Source organism: Streptomyces deserti (assembly GCF_054782695.1).
Window position 1 is genome coordinate 15,650 of the sequence record NZ_BAAGRZ010000048.1, and the last position, 15,907, is coordinate 31,556.

The 15,907-nt window shown below is 72.6% G+C and carries 12 protein-coding genes; 7 read left to right on the top strand and 5 right to left on the bottom strand.

Annotated elements, in window-relative coordinates; genetic code table 11:
- Positions 1-187: 187 nt before the first annotated feature.
- From ACYVMZ_RS37360 to ACYVMZ_RS37375, 4 genes are read left to right on the top strand one after another with little or no spacing between them, the layout of a single operon-like run.
- Positions 188-403, top strand: coding sequence for an MbtH family protein (locus tag ACYVMZ_RS37360; protein WP_461087430.1), 216 nt, complete (start codon positions 188-190; stop codon positions 401-403).
- Positions 404-407: 4 nt separating this feature from the next.
- Positions 408-2,183 (top strand): fatty acyl-AMP ligase, encoded by a 1,776-nt coding sequence (locus ACYVMZ_RS37365; protein WP_461087432.1) that lies wholly within the window; start codon positions 408-410, stop codon positions 2,181-2,183.
- Positions 2,183-3,970 carry an acyl-CoA dehydrogenase family protein gene (locus ACYVMZ_RS37370; RefSeq protein ID WP_461087434.1) on the top strand — a complete coding sequence of 596 codons (1,788 nt, stop codon included), beginning with the start codon at positions 2,183-2,185 and terminating at the stop codon, positions 3,968-3,970. Before ACYVMZ_RS37365 ends, ACYVMZ_RS37370 begins: the two co-directional genes overlap by 1 nt.
- Positions 3,967-5,649, top strand: a complete 1,683-nt coding sequence (locus tag ACYVMZ_RS37375; protein ID WP_461087436.1) for an acyl-CoA dehydrogenase — start codon at positions 3,967-3,969, stop codon at positions 5,647-5,649. The genes ACYVMZ_RS37370 and ACYVMZ_RS37375 overlap by 4 nt, the downstream gene beginning before the upstream one ends.
- Before the next feature lie 72 nt (positions 5,650-5,721).
- On the opposite strand, the gene ACYVMZ_RS37380 is transcribed toward ACYVMZ_RS37375, so the two are convergent.
- Positions 5,722-7,740 carry an ArnT family glycosyltransferase gene (locus tag ACYVMZ_RS37380; protein WP_461087438.1) on the bottom strand — a complete coding sequence of 673 codons (2,019 nt, stop codon included), beginning with the start codon at positions 7,738-7,740 and terminating at the stop codon, positions 5,722-5,724.
- Between the two features lie 220 nt (positions 7,741-7,960).
- Between ACYVMZ_RS37380 and ACYVMZ_RS37385 the strand changes: the two genes are divergently transcribed.
- From ACYVMZ_RS37385 to ACYVMZ_RS37395, 3 genes are read left to right on the top strand one after another with little or no spacing between them, the layout of a single operon-like run.
- A complete protein-coding gene (locus ACYVMZ_RS37385; protein ID WP_461087440.1) occupies positions 7,961-8,506 on the top strand; it encodes a metal transporter in 546 nt (181 codons plus the stop codon).
- 1 nt (position 8,507) lies between these two features.
- The gene (locus ACYVMZ_RS37390) at positions 8,508-9,770 is read left to right on the top strand and encodes a sensor histidine kinase (protein ID WP_461087442.1); all 1,263 of its coding nucleotides are present in this window, start codon (positions 8,508-8,510) and stop codon (positions 9,768-9,770) included.
- Entirely contained in the window at positions 9,767-10,435 is a 669-nt protein-coding gene (locus ACYVMZ_RS37395; RefSeq protein WP_461087444.1) for a response regulator, read from the top strand. Before ACYVMZ_RS37390 ends, ACYVMZ_RS37395 begins: the two co-directional genes overlap by 4 nt.
- Positions 10,436-10,440: 5 nt before the next feature.
- Here the strand turns inward: ACYVMZ_RS37395 and ACYVMZ_RS37400 are convergent, their stop codons facing one another.
- The 4 genes from ACYVMZ_RS37400 to ACYVMZ_RS37415 all read right to left on the bottom strand — a co-directional run.
- On the bottom strand, positions 10,441-13,020 hold the full coding sequence (locus tag ACYVMZ_RS37400; protein WP_461087446.1) for an amino acid adenylation domain-containing protein: 2,580 nt from the start codon (positions 13,018-13,020) through the stop codon (positions 10,441-10,443).
- A gap of 16 nt (positions 13,021-13,036) precedes the next feature.
- Positions 13,037-13,861, bottom strand: a complete 825-nt coding sequence (locus ACYVMZ_RS37405) for an SDR family oxidoreductase (RefSeq protein WP_461087448.1) — start codon at positions 13,859-13,861, stop codon at positions 13,037-13,039.
- Positions 13,862-13,869: 8 nt separating this feature from the next.
- Entirely contained in the window at positions 13,870-14,571 is a 702-nt protein-coding gene (locus ACYVMZ_RS37410; RefSeq protein ID WP_461087450.1) for a thioesterase II family protein, read from the bottom strand.
- Positions 14,572-14,594: 23 nt separating this feature from the next.
- Positions 14,595-15,907: alpha/beta fold hydrolase (locus ACYVMZ_RS37415; protein WP_461087452.1), on the bottom strand; the 1,313-nt coding region annotated here is incomplete at its 5' end.

Below are 15,907 nucleotides of genomic sequence, written 5' to 3' on the forward strand. Positions count from 1 at the left end.
GCGAGTCCAAGGCAGAGACGTCCAGCCGACGCATGCGTCCAAGTGACGACCGGGGGGCGGTTGGACGCCGGGGCGCCGGATGCCCGCGGCCCCTGTCGTGGTTGATGGTCAGCGAACCGCGGGGGCATAGTGAAGCGCGGTCAAGCCGCCCCCGCACTCCCTTCCTTCTTAGAGAGAGGGCAACGCTGTGCCGAATCCCTTTGAGGACCCCGACGCCAACTATTTCGTCCTCGTCAACGACGAAGGTCAGCACTCGCTCTGGCCTGTTTTCGCCAAGGTTCCGGACGGATGGAAAACCGTATTCGGAGAGGCCGGGCGCCAGGAATGCCTCGACTACATCGAGAAGAACTGGACCGACATGCGACCGAAGAGCCTCATCGAGGCGATGGAAAACCAGCGCTGACGCCATGACCGTCGACCTCAGCGAATACCGGAGCCTGGGCGAGGCCTTCGCCGCGCGCGTTGCCGCTCATCCCGAACGGACCGCACTGACTCTCTTCCAGGGCTCCACCGGGGCGGAGCCCGAGAGCATCACCTACGCGGAACTGGCCCGCCGGTCCTGGGCACGCGCGGAGGACCTGAGCCGGAGGCTGCCCCTGGGCGAACGGGTGCTCATCGCCCTGCCGACGAGCACCGAGTTCGCGGAGGTCTACCTCGCCTGCCTGTCCGCCGGGCTGGTCGCCGTGCCCTCGCCGATGCCGGGTGGCTCGGCGAGCGCCGGCGAACGGATCGCCGCGATCGCGGCGGACTGCTCGCCCGGACTGGTCGTCACCACGGAAGCCGCCCGGGCGGAGGTCACCGCGCACCTGGGCGGCCACGGGCTGGAACGGCTCAGCGTCGAGGCCGTACGGCCGGTCGGCACGCAGCCCGCCTCCGCGCCGGAGGGGTACGGGAGGGTCGTCGACCGCGGCGCGGACGCGGTCCTGCAGTACAGCTCCGGGTCCACCGGGTCACCGAAGGGGGTGATCCTCACTCACGGCTCGGTTCTGGCCAACGTCGCGGCGCTGTGCACGTACATCGGCCTCGGTCCGCAGGACCGGTTCGGCAGCTGGTTGCCGCTGCACCACGACATGGGCCTGTTCACTCAGCTCACCGCGGCGCTGCTGTGCGGCGCGCCCCTCACGCTGATGCAGCCGACCCTGTTCATCCGGCGGCCGGTCGAGTGGTTCCGCATGCTGGACCGGTTCCGGATCACCTACACCTGCGCCCCCAACTTCGCGTACGACCTCTGCACGCGCCTGATCACCGACGAGATGATGGAGGGTCTGGATCTGTCGGCGCTCCGCCACCTCGCCAACGGCGCCGAGCCGATCCACGCACCGACCGTGGAGGCGTTCACCGAACGGTTCGCTCGGATCGGGCTTCGCCCCCTCGCCCACTCCTCCGGCTATGGCCTGGCCGAGTCCACGGCGTACGTGACGTGCGTACCCGAAGACGCCCGGCCGACCGTGCTCACGGTGGATCCGCTGCGTCTGGAATCGGGTCGGCGGCCGGAGCTGCGACCGGCTTCCGGGGGCGCGGGCCGGCAGGTGATGGGCTTGGGCCGGCCGCACGCCTTCGACCTGCGGATCGTCGACCCGCACACGCGCGGCCCGCTGCCCGAGGGCAGGGTCGGCGAGATCTGGCTGCGCGGGGAGAGCCTCGGCCGCGGTTACTGGGGCAAGCCGGAGCTGAGCGCGCAGGTCTTCGACGCCCGTCTGGCGGACGCCGACGAGGGGCCGGGCTGGCTGCGCACCGGTGATCTGGGCGCGCTCGTCGACGGCGAGCTGTTCGTCACGGGTCGCCTCAAGGAACTGCTGATCGTCCACGGCCGCAACATCTTCCCGCAGGACGTGGAGCACGAGGCCCGTGCCGCGCACGACGCACTCGGCGGCCAGTTCGGGGCCGCGTTCGGGATCGGCTCGCCGGACGAGCGCGTCGTGCTCGTCCACGAGGTGCACCCCAGAACCCCGAAGGCCGAGCTGCCGGAGGTCGTCACCGCGGTCACCCGCCGGCTCAGCCGGTCGTTCGGCCTCCCCATGCGCAACATCGTGCTGGTACGACGCGGCACCGTGCGCCGCACCACCAGCGGCAAGATCAGGCGCACCGCGATGCGGGAACGGTTCCTCGCGGGCGACATGCACGTGCTGCACGCCGAGTTGGAGCCCGCGCTGCGCGCGGCATCGACGGGCCCGCAACGGTGATGCCGGTCCGCGCCGGCACGGGCACCGAGCCGGAGGTCGCGCTCGACGCGGCCTTGGCGGATGCCGCCTCCCCTGGTCCGTCCGGCCCCGGCCCGGACGCGACCAGGGGCGGGCTCGGCCGCCGGATCGCCGAGCTGGACGCCGCCGAGGAGTTCCCCGCTCCGCTCGTCGAACGGCTCGACGCGTTCGGACTGCCCGCGTACTACGTGCCGGCCGAGTGGGGCGGCGCCGGCGGCGACCACGAACTGCTGCTGCGGCTGTGGCGTACGGTGGCCCGTCACGACCTGAGCGCCACCATCGCGCACGGCAAAACCTATCTCGGCGCCGCGTCGGTCTGGGCCGCCGGCGACGACGAACAGGCCACCACCGTGGCGGCCGCGATCCTGGCGGGCGAACCGGTCGCCTGGGCGCTGTCCGAACCGGACCACGGCGCCGACCTGCTCAACGGGGCGCTGACCGCGACCCAGCACGACGGCGGTCACCGGCTGGACGGTGTGAAGTGGCCCATCAACAACGCCACTCGGGCCCGATACCTCACCGTCCTGGCCCGCACCGGCGCGGCCGGCACCGGGCGTGGCCAGAGCCTGTTCCTCGTGGACAAGACCGCGCTCGCACCCGGAACCTGGCGTGTGCTGCCCAAGGAGCCCACGCACGGCATCCGCGGCATCGACATCTCCGGTGTCGCGTTCGAGGGGGCGATGCTGCGCTCCGGTGCGCTGCTCGGCCGCGAGGGCACCGGAGTCGAGACCGTGCTGCGGGCGTTGCAGCTCACCCGGACCATGTGCGCCGCTCTGTCGCTCGGTGCCGGCGAGCACGCGCTGCGGATCGCCGCGCCGTTCGCCGCCGAGCGGATCGTCCAGCGGCGCCCGCTGCTGGACCGCTCCTACCCGCGGGCGATCCTCGGCCGGTGCGCGGCGCTGGTGGCCGCCGCCGAGGCCGCGGCCCTGGTCGGCAGCCGCTCGATCCACGCCCTCACGGCCGAGATGAGCGTGGCGTCCGCGGTGGTCAAGTCCGTCGCGCCGGAACTGACCGACTCGGTGATCGGCGAGCTGGCCGAGCTGCTGGGAGCACGGTCCTTCCTCACCGGCGTGTACGCGCACGGCGCGTTCCAGAAGGTCTGGCGCGACCACCAGATCGTTTCGGTGTTCGACGGCAGCACCCCGGTGAACCGCGCCGCGCTGGTTCAGCAGTTCCCGCGCCTGGTACGGGAGTACGCCGCCGGCACCGTCGACGAGGAGGGGCTGGCGGAGGCGGCGTCGGCGGGCGATCCGCCAAGGTCGCTGGACCGCGGCGCCCTCACGCTGCTGTCCCGGCGGGGATGTTCGGTGGTGCAGTCCATCCCCGCGCTGTCCGCGTCCCTCGCCGCCGGGACGGCTCCGGACGGGCTCGCGGCACATGCCGCCGGTCTCGAAGCCGCCGCCGCCGAGGTCCATGAGCTGATGGCGGCGGTGGCTCCGGCCGCCCACCCGCCGATGGCCGCCTACGAGATCGCCGCCGCCTACGAACTCTGCTACGCGGCCGCGGCGTGCCTGCACGCGTGGTCGGCCGGACGGCACCGGCACGACGGCGAGCCGCTGTGGGAGGACGGCTTGTGGGTACGGGCGGCGCTGCGTGCCCTGCGGGCCCGGCTCGCCACGACGCTGCGCACCCCGGCACCGGCCGCGGCCCCGGGAGACGACCGGATCGACGGCCTGCTCGCACAGCGCGTGGCCCAGGCGGCGCGGACCGGCGCTCCCGTGACCCCGTTCGGCGCGCCGATGCCCCGGTTCCGGGACGGCCGTCGATGAGCGCCGCGGAGCTGGACGCGCTACTGGGCGACGCCTGGGACGACCGGAACCCGGTGGGTCACACGGCCGTCCTGGCCGCCGACGAACGACAGGAGATGCTCGCCGCGGGCGAGCGGGCGCTGGACGAGTACCGCCTGAACGCGGAGTTCGTGCCGGTGGCGTACGGCGGCCGCCTGGAGCGCGCCGACCGGCTGGCCGAGGTACTGCGGACACTGTGGCGGCGGGACCCGTGCCTCGGCCTCGGATACGGCTTCAGCTCCCTCATCGCCTCCGTCAACATCTGGACCACCGGCGACGAAGAGCAGCGGCGCCGGGCGGCGGACCTGCTCCTGGCAGGCGGCCGGATCGCCGCCGCGTTCCACGAACTGGCGCACGGCAACGACTTCGCACACGCCGAGTGCGCCGCCCGCCCGGACGGCACGGGCTGGCGGCTGTCGGGCCGCAAGGAGATCGTGACGAACGTGCGACGGGCTCAGGCCATGGTGCTGTTCGCCCGGACCGGTCCGGGCGCGGGCAGCCGCAGCCACAGCCAGTTCCTCCTCACACGGGACGACCTGCCCGCCGGGACGATCCGGGACCTGCCGCGCTTCCACAGCTCCGGCATGCGCGGCATCGAGCTCGGCGGCGTGGAGTTCGCCGACTGCCCCGTCCCCGAGGGTGCGCTGATCGGCTCCCCGGGCCAGGGCATCGAGGTGGCGCTGCGCTCGTACCAGATAACCCGTTCGCTGGGCCCGGCGATGATCGTCGGACCGCTTGACACCGCGCTGCGCCTCGCGGTCCGGTTCTCCCTCGACCGCCGCCTCTACGGCGGCACGGTCGCCGACCTGCCGTACGTGCGCGCGGTGATCGCCCGCGCCTACGCCGATCTGCTGGCCATGGACGCGTTCTCGGCGGTCATCCTGCGGGCGCTGCACCTGGAGCCGGAGTCGATGGCGGTCTACGCCCCGGCCGCGAAGTACCTGACCGCGCGGATCCTGCTCGACGCGTTCGAGGACCTGCGGACGGTCCTGGGCGCCAGGTCCTACCTGCGGCAGGGCCCGTACGCGATGTTCCAGAAGCTGGCCCGGGACGTCGCTCCCGCCACCTTCGCCCATGTGTCGCTCACCGCCGCCCTGGTGACGCTGCTGCCGCAGCTCCCCCGGCTGGCCCGCAGGTCCTGGCTGGCCGACCCCTCTGCCGCGCCGGCACTGTTCGACCCGGCCGGTGGCCTGCCCGCGCTGTCCCTGGAGCGGCTGAGCACCGGTATGCCACGCCACGACGGCATCATCGGCGCGCTCACCGAGCTCGCGGACGGTGTGCCGGCGGGCGACAGCGATCCGGTGCGCCGGTTCGCCGCGCGGTGCCGGGACGAGCTGCGGACGTTGCGGGACGGGTGCGCGGCGCTGGGACCCGCGGACCTCACGATCGACGCCTCCCCCGCCGCGTTCGCGCTCGCCGACCGCTACACGGCGGTCCTGGCCGCCGCCTCCGTGCTGGCGGTGTGGCGGCAGTGCGGCACCCGCTACCCCGATGCCGCGCTGCTGGGCGCCCTGGACCGGCTGACCGGCCGGATGGGCGGCCCGCCGGTGCTCACCCCGGCCGAACGCGAGGACGTGGAGCGGCGTCTGTTCGACCTCGCCGTCGAGCGCTGCCTCGACAACCGTCTCCTCGACCTGTCCGCGCGGCGCATCCCGCATTGAGAGGACCGTACGAACGGACCGTCCAACTGGGGCCTCCCCTCAGTTGGACGGTCCGTTCGTACGGCCCGCCGCTCAGCCGCCGGTGTCACACCGGAAGACGAGGAGCGCGGCCTCGCCGCCGTGTTCACCCGGAGGTACGAGGCGGCACTCGGTGGCCACCCAGACCAGGATCCGGTACATCTCCGTGTCGTTCGTGAGGCGGCCGCCGGCACCGCCCAGCAGGACGTGCCGCAGGTCCCCGGAGTTCACCATCTGCCGCAGCTGCTCGAGCGTCGGGCGAGGCACCTGTCCGGAGAACCCGCCCAGCGGCAGGAATCGCTGCCCGGTCGGGATGATGTACTGCCCGGCCGTCCGCCACATCGCGGCCGCCACGTAGGCGGCTCCGTCCCTGTGTGCGAGCAGGTAGCCGTCCAACCGCCGCTGAGGGGCGGTCAGGGTGTCGCTCGTGTCGGCGTCCAGTTCGACACCGACGGGACCGCTCGGCCCGGCACCGGCCTCGAAGGCACTGCCCGCGTACTTGTCGTCGAACGCCGACAGGCCCCACGCACACGGCACCGCCAGCACCGCGGCGATGCCGAGCACCGCCGCCGGGACGAGCACCCGGCGCCGCAGGGCGCCGGCGATCACCACCGCCGCCGCGACGGCGGCTCCGCCCAGTGAGAGCCAGGTCAGCCAGGGGAGGAAGTCGGCGTATCTCGACGCGAGGTAACCCGTCCAGACAAGCTGCCCGACGATCAGCGACGGCAGCAGCCAAGGCGCCCGCCCGTCGCGGTACAGCCGCAGGCTCAGCACGATGCCCGCCGCGGCCAGCGCCGCCGTCGCGGGCGCGAGGGAGGCGAGGTAGGCGTTGTGCATGACGGTCATCCGGCTGAGGACCACGGCGAACGTGACCAGCCACACCCCCCACATCACGAATCCGCCCCACACCAGGTCGCCACGGCGGGTGCGGCGGTACAGGAAGAGGCCCGCCGCCAGCCCCGCCAACGCCGACGGATAGAGCCATCCGACCTGGGTGGCGTATCTCTTGTCGGCCAGCTTGTGCCAGGCCCGAGGAGGCTCCTGCGCCTTGGGCGCCGGGGGCGCGTCGGACGCCGCACCGGGAGCGGGTGCGGGCTGCGCGTCTCCCGGCGGCGGAACCTTCCCAGGCTGCTCGGGCTGCCCAGGCCGCTCGGGCTGCGCGGGCCGCTCGGGCTGTGCAGGAGCGCCAGGCAGCTGAAGAGCCGGAGGCAACCGCAGGTCGCCGGACTTCTGTGAGTCCGTGAAGTCGGAACGCACCGCGCCCGGTACGTGGATGCCGAACCGGTCCAGGCCGTTGTAGCCGAAGACCATGGAGAACGCGTTGTTGTTGGTGGTGCCGTCCACGTAAGGCCGATTCTGTGCGGGCGTCACCGTGTACAGCAGAACCCAGCTCAGTGACACGGCGACCATGGCGGCGCCCGCTGCGGCCAGGTGCCCGATGCGCCGTCTCCAGGGCGCCGGGGCGACGAACAGGTAGGTCAGGGCGAACGCGGGCACGACCATCCACGCCTGGAGCATCTTGGTCTGGAAGCCGATGCCGATCCAGATTCCCGACAGGACCAGCCAGCGCGGCTTCGCCTGTGCCAGCGCGACGACGAAGGCGTCCGCGGCCAGGAGCAGGCACAGGGTCAGTGCCCCGTCCTCCATGGAGTGGCCGAACACCGAGGCGACGATCGGCGTGAGGGCGAACAGGCCCGCGGCCAGCAGACCCGCTTCCGGGCCGAGCAGGCGCCGGACGATCCGGTACAGGACCAACACCGACAGCACGCCCCAGATCACCTGCGGGAGCGTCAGGGACCATGGGTGGTAGCCGAAGACCCGCGCGGAGAGGGCCTGCGGGACGAAGGCCCCGGCCAGCTTGTCGAGCGTGATCGTCGCGCCGGGGTCGAGGGCGCCGTAGAAGAACGCCTTCCAGCTCACCGACATGCTCTTGACGGCGACCGCGTAGTAATGCGCGTAACCGCTCTGATGGATGTTCCATGAATACAGCGCCGCGGCCAGGACGGCGATGCCCAGTAACGCGGGACGGGCCCAGGGCGGCTGGCCCGCCGGTGAACGCCAGAACGTCAGCATCCGCCAGATTCTGGTTCCGTGCCCCCCGTCCACACCACCTTCGGGAACCGGACGCCGGGCCTGGGCGGGGAGACGGCGACCAGGGCGGCGCCGGCCGAGGCGATGGTGATGGCGGGTCTTCGGTCACGGCGTCAGAACCGGCCCAAAGCACGGCTGCGTCAACGCTGTTCCGTACTTTCGGCTGGTACGTGACGTGCTTCGGCTTTCTAGCCTGAGCGGCATGAATACAGCGGAGCAGCCGACAAGGCCACCTGGAAAGATGTTCAACGTCGCGCTGGGCGTCGTGTGCGCCCTGGGGATCGTCTTCACGGCGTTCATGTTCATGACCAGCTGGGGCGGCGCCTCCTGGGTGTTCGGCACCGCCGTCTCGATCGTCATGAGCGGCATCGCGCTGCTGCGCGAGCGGCACAAGTTGCTGACCGCGCTCGCGGGTCTGGTCGTGACGGCCGCCGCCGTCCTGGTGTCCCTGAAGGCCGGGGACGACCTGCCGCAGGAGCCCGCGCCCATCACGGCGTTCGCTCTGGCGGTGCTCGTCGGCTCCGCGCTCAGGACGCTGCCGGCGGGGCAGGCCGCCGGGATCGCCGTGGGCGGCATCGCGGTGACCGTGCTCATCTGGCTCGACGGGTTCAGCGGCGTGACGAGCGTGGCCACGCTGGCGATGATCGTCGCCCTGGTGATGGGGCCGGTGCTGCGCGGGCTCGACAACCGGGCGTTGGCCGGCGCCCCGGCACCCCAGGACTCCTGGGCCAACCCGCCGCACTCGTAGCATGACCGGAGATCTGAACGCGATGAGCGCCGCCCAGCCCGCCGCCAGTACCGCGAAGCCGCCCGGCACCCCGGCCGCGGCCCCGCCGAACGGCGCGGACCGCGGGCACGGATTCGGTAATCTGATCAACGTGACCATTCCGAACCCGTGGGCCAAGGTCGTCTCCACCGTCGGGCTCGGCGTCACGTTCCTCGCGGCGATCGCCATCCAGGCCGTCGCCCTCGCGCAGACCTGGGGAGCCGCGTCCTGGGTACCCGGCGCCGCCGCCGCCGCGGTGGTGTGCGGGCTCGCGCTGATGCGCCATCGGGAGCGGACCTGGACCGCGGTCGCGGGCCTGGTCGTGGCCGCGGTGGCGGTCCTCGTCCCGCTGCTGCCCGACACCCAACTTCCCGCCGGGCTCGGCCCCTCCATGGCCCTGGGCCTGTCGGTGCTCGTCGGTTCCGCGGTCAGGGCGCTGCCGACGGTGCGGGCCGGGAGCATCGCGGCCGCCGGGCTGCTGCTGGTCGCCGCCCAGGTCGCCGCCCGGCCGGCAACCGCCGTCTCGGCCATCGCCGCGGCGGCCTGGCTGGCCGCCCTCGGGGTGGGGCTGTCGCTGCGCAGGCTCGACGACCGGGCGAAGGCCACCGCCAAACAGGTACGCCGGGCCGAACGGCTCGAGCTCGCCCGGGAACTGCACGACATCGTGGCCCACCACATCACGGGGATGCTGATCCAGGCGCAGGCCGCCCAGGTCGTGGCGCGGCGGGACCCGGAGAAGGTGTCGGACTCGCTGACCGAGATTGAGACCGCCGGGTTCGAAGCCATGGCCGCGATGCGCCGCGTCGTCGGGCTGCTGCGCGACACCGACGACGCGGCACCCGCCTCGCCCGGGCCGGAGGGGCTCAGCACGCTGGTCGAGCGCTTCAGCCGCCAGGGCCCGAAGGTGCGTCTGCACGCGCCCGACGACGACACGGAATGGCCGCCGGAGGTCACCAGCACCGTGTACCGCATCGTCCAGGAGGCCCTGACGAACGTCCTGCGGCACGCGCGGCACGCCCGCTGCATCGACGTCACCGTCGGCCGCGACGCCGAGGCCGTCACCGTCGAAGTCGCCGACGACGCCCCGCCGAACTCCGCCCGGCCCCACCACCGCGGCGGGTACGGTTTGATCGGTATGCGCGAACGCGTCGAAACGCTCGGCGGCTCGCTGAGCGCCGGTCCCCGGCCCGGCGCCGGCTGGTCCGTGCGGGCGACCCTGCCCATCCCCACCAGGGAGCCCGGATGACCATCAAGGTCCTGCTCGCCGACGACCAGGCGATGATCCGCCGCGGCCTGCGGCTGATCCTCGAGGACCAGCCCGATATCTCCGTCATCGGCGAGGCCGAGGACGGCGCCGAGGCGATCGCGATGGCCAGGCGGCTACGGCCGGACGTGTGCCTGGTGGACATCAGGATGCCCAAGCTCGACGGCATCGAGGTCACCCGCGCGCTGGCCGGCCCGCAGGTGACCGATCCGATGCGGGTCATCGTGGTCACCACGTTCGACCTCGACGAATACGTCTACGGGGCACTGCGCGGCGGCGCGGCGGGGTTCGTCCTCAAGGACGCCGGGCCCGCCCTGCTCATCGAGGCCGTCCGCGCCGCCCACAACGGCGAGGCGCTGGTCTCGCCGTCGGTCACGCTACGGCTGCTGAAGCACCTGAACGAGAGCCAGGCGATGCCCCGCGGCCGCGCCAAGCAGCCGCCGCAACTGTCCGGACGCGCGCTGGAGGTCGTCAAGGCCATCGCGCGCGGCCGCACCAACCAGGAGATCGCCGCCGAGCTGTTCATCTCCCTGAGCACGGTCAAGAGCCACCTGTCGGGGATCCAGACCAAGCTCGGGGTGCGCAACCGGACCGAGATCGCCGTCTGGGCCTGGGAGAACCGCATCGTCGAGAGCACCTCCGAGTAGGCCGTTCACTCCCTCAGCACGAGCGCCAGTTCCCGCACGGTCGGGTTGAGGTAGAGCAGGCGCGGATGCAGGGACGGCAGACCCCGTTCGCGCAGCATCGACGCCATCCGCACGGCGAGCAGCGAGTTCCCGCCCAGCTCCCAGAAGCTGTCGGACAAGCCCACGGTGAACCCGAACAGTTGCTCCCACACCGTCAGCAACTCGCCGGAGAGGTCGTCGTCGACGCCCCCGGGGTCTTCCGTCCCGCCGGGCGAGGGCGCTGCCGGTTCGGGCAGGGCGGCGAGGTCGAGCTTCCCGTTCGCCGTCACCGGAAGCGCGGGCAGCGCCGTGACGGTGGAGGGCAGCATGTAGTCGGGGAGGATACGGGCGACCCGTTCCCGCACGCCCGCCGTGGAGCCCTCCGAGAGGACCACGTACGCGTCGAGGCGGCCGGTCGCCGCGTCCCGTGGATCCACCTGACGCAGCATCACGGCGGCAGCGGTCACCCCGGGGCATTCGGCCAGCACCGAACGGATCTCGCCCAGTTCGATGCGGAACCCGCGCAACTTGACCTGGTTGTCGAGCCGTCCCAGGTGCTCCAGCGCGCCGTCCGGACGCAGCCGGCCCCGGTCACCGGTCCGGTACATCCGCCCGCCGCCGAACGGGTCGGGGCGGAACCGCTCCGCTGTCAGCTCGGGGCGCCGCAGGTAGCCGAGCGCGACCCCGGCGCCGCCGACGTGGATCTCCCCGGCCACCCCGGGGGGCGCGAGCCGCCCCGCCGCGTCCAGGACGTACACGCGCCAGCCGGGGAGCGCCCTGCCCACGGACCGGGATCCGGCCAGGGCGAGCCGTCGTGTGACGGTCTCGGCGGTGACGTGCACGGTGGTCTCGGTGATCCCGAACATGTTCACGAGCCGGCAGCGGGATTCGGGGTACCGGTCCAGCCACGGCAGCAGGCTCCGGGCGTCCAGCGGCTCGCCCCCGAAGACCACCAGCCGCACCGCGAGCCGCCTGGCCTTGGCGCGGTCCGCCTCCGCGAGTTGGGCGAAGGCGGACGGCGTCTGGCTCAGCACGGAGACCCCGCGGGCGGCGACGAGGTCGTGGAACTGCTCCGGCGACCGGGACACCCAGTACGGGACGACGACGAGGCGGCCGCCGGTCATCAGACAGCCCCAGATCTCCCAGACCGAGAAGTCGAACGCGACGGAGTGGAAGAACGTCCACACGTCGGCGGTGCCGAGCGCGAAGTCGTCGCGGGTGGCGTCCATCAGAGCGACGACATTGGCGTGCGGGACGAGCACCCCCTTGGGCCTTCCGGTGGAACCCGAGGTGTAGATCACATACGCCGCCTCCTGCGGGCTGGTGCCGGTCACGGGCGGACCGTCCGCTTCGTCGTCGCTCAGCTCCAGCACCTGTGCGGGCGTGAGCACCTGAAGGCCCGGGGAGCCGGGGAACTCCGCCAGCCCGGTGACCACGACGTTCATGTCGGAGTCCTCGACCGTGTACGCGAGACGTTCCGCCGGATACGCCGGGTCCAGCGGCACATAGACCGCCCCGGCCTTGAGCACGGCGAGCAGGACCGCCACGAGCTGCGCCGAGCGTTCCAGGCAGACACCGACCAGGGTTCCGTCGTCCACTCCGGCCGCGCGCAGGCCATGCGCGAGCCGGTTGGCCCACTGGTCGAGCTCGCGGTAGGTCACTTGGACGTCCTCGTCCAGGAGCGCGACGGCGTCGGGGTGTTCGGCGACCCGCTCGGCGAACACGTCCGGGATCCGTCGCGGCGTGCTGAGCAGGGGCCGCGGCGCTCGCCCCAGTTCCAGGATCCGTTCGCGTTCCGCCGCGTCGTAGAGGTCGGACGGACCGGTGATCTGCCGGTGCGCCTCGATGAGGTGCCGCACGAACTGTTTCGCGATCGGCTCGCTCACGCGGCCGAGCCGGTGGTCGCAGCGCAGACCGCCCTCGCCCACGGTGATCGTCAGCGGGAAGACGGGCGCCAGGCACGGCACATACTCCCCCTCGCCGCCCAGGTCGAAGATCAGCCCGGCGCTCACGGCCGAAGCGGGCAGGGTGTCGTCCCGTCGGCCGGTGTCCAGTGCCGCGACCACCGGCTGTTGCTCCGGCTCGTACCGGGAGAGCACGACGGCGAGCGCCGCCAGCCAGCCCGCCGGTTCACGCGAGGTGCCCTCGGGCAGGTCTGCCCGGTGGCCGGCCGACGCGTCCCCGAGGCGCCGGTCGCCCAGCCCCCAGGCGGGCGCGTGGTCGAAGTCCCCGGGCAGGTCTGCTTCCGCGGCTGTCGGCGCGGGTTCCGCACCGTCGCGCACCGCGGCCACCAGGCGCCGTAACGCTCGCTGATCGAACGCGGCCCGGTGGGCCACGACGACCAGGTCGGCCTGGCCGTCGGTGTATTCGATCAGTACGGTGCGCGCTCCGCGGTCGGCGTCGACCGGCCGGGCCAGCTCGCGTTCGCGGTGTCGCACGGCGCCCGGCTCGTCACTGGCGAACGGCACCCGTTCCACCCAGGGCACGTCCACCCGGGCCGGGGCTCCGAGGCGGACGCGCAGTGCGTGGCACTGCCGGGCGTCCTCGGCTGACTGGAAGGTGACCACGTCCCTCTCCCTGTGCTCAGCGAGTCGTGAACCCGCCGTCGACGGTGATGACCGATCCCGTGACCTGCCGGGATCCGTCGGAGGCGAGCCAGACGGCGGCCGAGGCCACGTCGCCGGGCTCGATCAGGGTGTTCATGGGCTGCGCCTGGACGAATGCCTCCTCGTGCTCGGTGACCGGCACCTGAAGCGACCTGGCGATCTCCGACAGCATCCGGCCCTCCACCGCCGCCTCGTCCCGGACCGACCCCGGGCACAGGGCGTTGACCCGGACCTTCACCGGGGCGAAGTCCAGTGCCGTGGCCTTGGTGAGCCCGATGACGCCGTGCTTGGCCGCCACGTATCCCGCGAAGTTGCGGTATCCGACCAGCCCGGCCGTGGACGCGACGTTGATGATGCTGCCGGCCCGCTGGGCGGTCATGATCTTGCCGACCGCCTTGGTCGCGCGCCACGCGCCGGACAGATCCACGTCGAGCATGAGGTGCCACTCGTCCTCGTCGATCTCGTCGGCGGGCTTGCCGGAAGGCGCGGCGATCCCGGCGTTGTTGAGCAGCACGTCGATCCGCCCGAACCGGCCGTGGGCGTCGTCCACGGCATCCCGCAGCGCGGCCAGGTCGCGGACGTCGGCCTGCCGGGCCAGGACGGCGGCGCCCTGCTCGCGGCACAGGTCGGCGCTGTACGCCAGCTGGCCTGCGCTGCCGAGCGGGTACGGCACACCGGGCAGGTCCGCGCAGAGGTCGAGGAGGACGAGATCGGCGCCCTCGCGGGCGAAGGCGAGCGCGCAGGCCCGTCCCAGCCCGCGGGCGGCCCCGGTGACGATCGCGGTCTTGCCGGCAAGCTGCATGGCCTCTCCTAGCGGGCGAACGCGTCGTCGACCAGGCGCAGCAGGCTGCCGGGGTCCTCGGCGATGTACATGTGTCCGCCCTCCACCTCGGTCTGGGTGAACTCGGCGCTGGTCGCCTTGGCCCATTCACCGGTCTGCTCGGCCGTGACCAGGTCGTCCCCGGTGCCGCGCACGGCGGTGATGGGCAGCGGCAGCGGCCGGTCCGTGGCGGGGACGTAGTTCTCGTGCATCTCGACGTCCGCCCGCAGGGTCGGCAGGATCAGCTCGCGCATGTCCGGATCGGCCAGCGCCTCGTGGTCGTAGCCGGCGAACTCCTTGACGCGCAGCAGGAACTCCTCGTCGGGGAGGCCGGTCGCCCGTCTGGTGCGCCGCGTCCAGGGGCCCGGTGAGCCGCTCACGAAGAGCCGCGCCACGTCGGTTCCGCTGCGATCGACCAGCAGGTGGGCGAGCTCGTACGCCAGTACCGCGCCGAGGCTGTGACCGAAGATCGCGACCCGGTCGCCCGGGCTGATCTCCTCGGTCACGGCGGGGAAGAGTCCGGCCGCGGCCTGCGCCACGTCCCGGTACGGGTCCTCGGAGAGCCGCCACTCCCGGCCCGGTAACTGGAGTGCCACGATCCGCGGGTTCCCGTCCGTCAGCGCCGCCCACGGGTGGAAGAACGAGGCGCCGGCACCCGCGAAGGGGACACACAACAGGGATGTGCGTCGCATGTCTGTTCTCTCCGTTCCTGTCGTCATCGGGATTCCAGCCAGGCCGAGATCGCCTGCCACACCAGGCCCATCATGTCGGGGCGGACCATGTCCACGTGTCCGCACGGGATGGACACCTCCGTCAACTCGCCGGAGACGTAGGGCGCCCATTTCGCTGTGAGGGGCCCGTCCTCCGGAGCGTTGTCCGCCGAGGTGAGGATCAGCGCGTCGCCCTCGAACCGGCCGGTGGTGTGCGCGGCCCTGATCCGGGTGTTGTTCTCGAACGTCCGCGCGACGACCGCGATCTCCTCGTCGGAGAACCCGCCGAGCAGGTGGCCGAACTCCGCCCGGATCGCGTCCTCCCACGACAGGTCCCCGTCGGCGGTCGCGCCGTCCTCGGCGCCGGCCGTCGCGACCTCGTCGTCGAGCGGGAAGGAGTCCATGATGACCAGGGCGGCCACCTCCTCGCCCTGCGCCCGCAGCTGGACGGCGATTTCATGCGCTGGAGCCGCGCCGAAGGAGTAGCCGACGATGTGGTACGGGCCGGCCGGCTGCACCTCGCGCATCCGCTCGATGTAGTCGGCCGCCATCTCCGCCAGCGAGCCCGCGAAGGGGGCGTTGCCGTCGACGCCGCGGGCCTGCAGACCGTAGAGGGGCAGGTCCTCCGGCGCGTGCTGTGCGAAGGGCGTGTAGCACCAGCTCAGCCCGCCTGCCGGGTGGACGCAGAACAGGGGCGGCCGATCAGCGCCGTCGCGGATCGTCAGCAGCACACCGAGCGAGTCCCGCATCGACGACAGGCTGAGCGTGTTCCGCAGCGCGGTCACGGTCGGGGCGGCCATCACGTCCCGGACGGAGATGGTGATGCCCCGGGCCTCCAGCCGGTGCACCAGCGTGACCGCCAGCAGGGAGTGCCCGCCGAGTGCGAAGAAGTCGTCGTTCACCTTGACCTCGGGCAGCCCGAGCACCTCGGCGAACGCCTCGCACATGGCCTGCTCGACCGCCCCCAGCGGCCCGGGGGCCACTGTGCCGCCGGTCCCGTGCGCGAGGCCGGGGTCGGGCAGGGCCTTCCGGTCGAGCTTGCCGTTGACCGTCAGCGGCAGGGTGTCCAGTTCCACGAACGCCGTGGGGATCATGTACTCCGGCAGCCGCTGGGCCGCGTACGCGCGGACCGCGCCGTCGATGGCCGTGCCCTGCTTCTGCGGCACCAGGTAACCGATGAGCCGTTTGTCCCCCGGGATGTCCTCACGGACGACCACCGCGGCCTGGCCGACCGCCGGGTGCCCGGCCAGCACGGCCTCGACCTCGCCGGGCTCGACCCGGAAGCCACGGATCTTGACCTGTTCGTCCGCACGGCCGG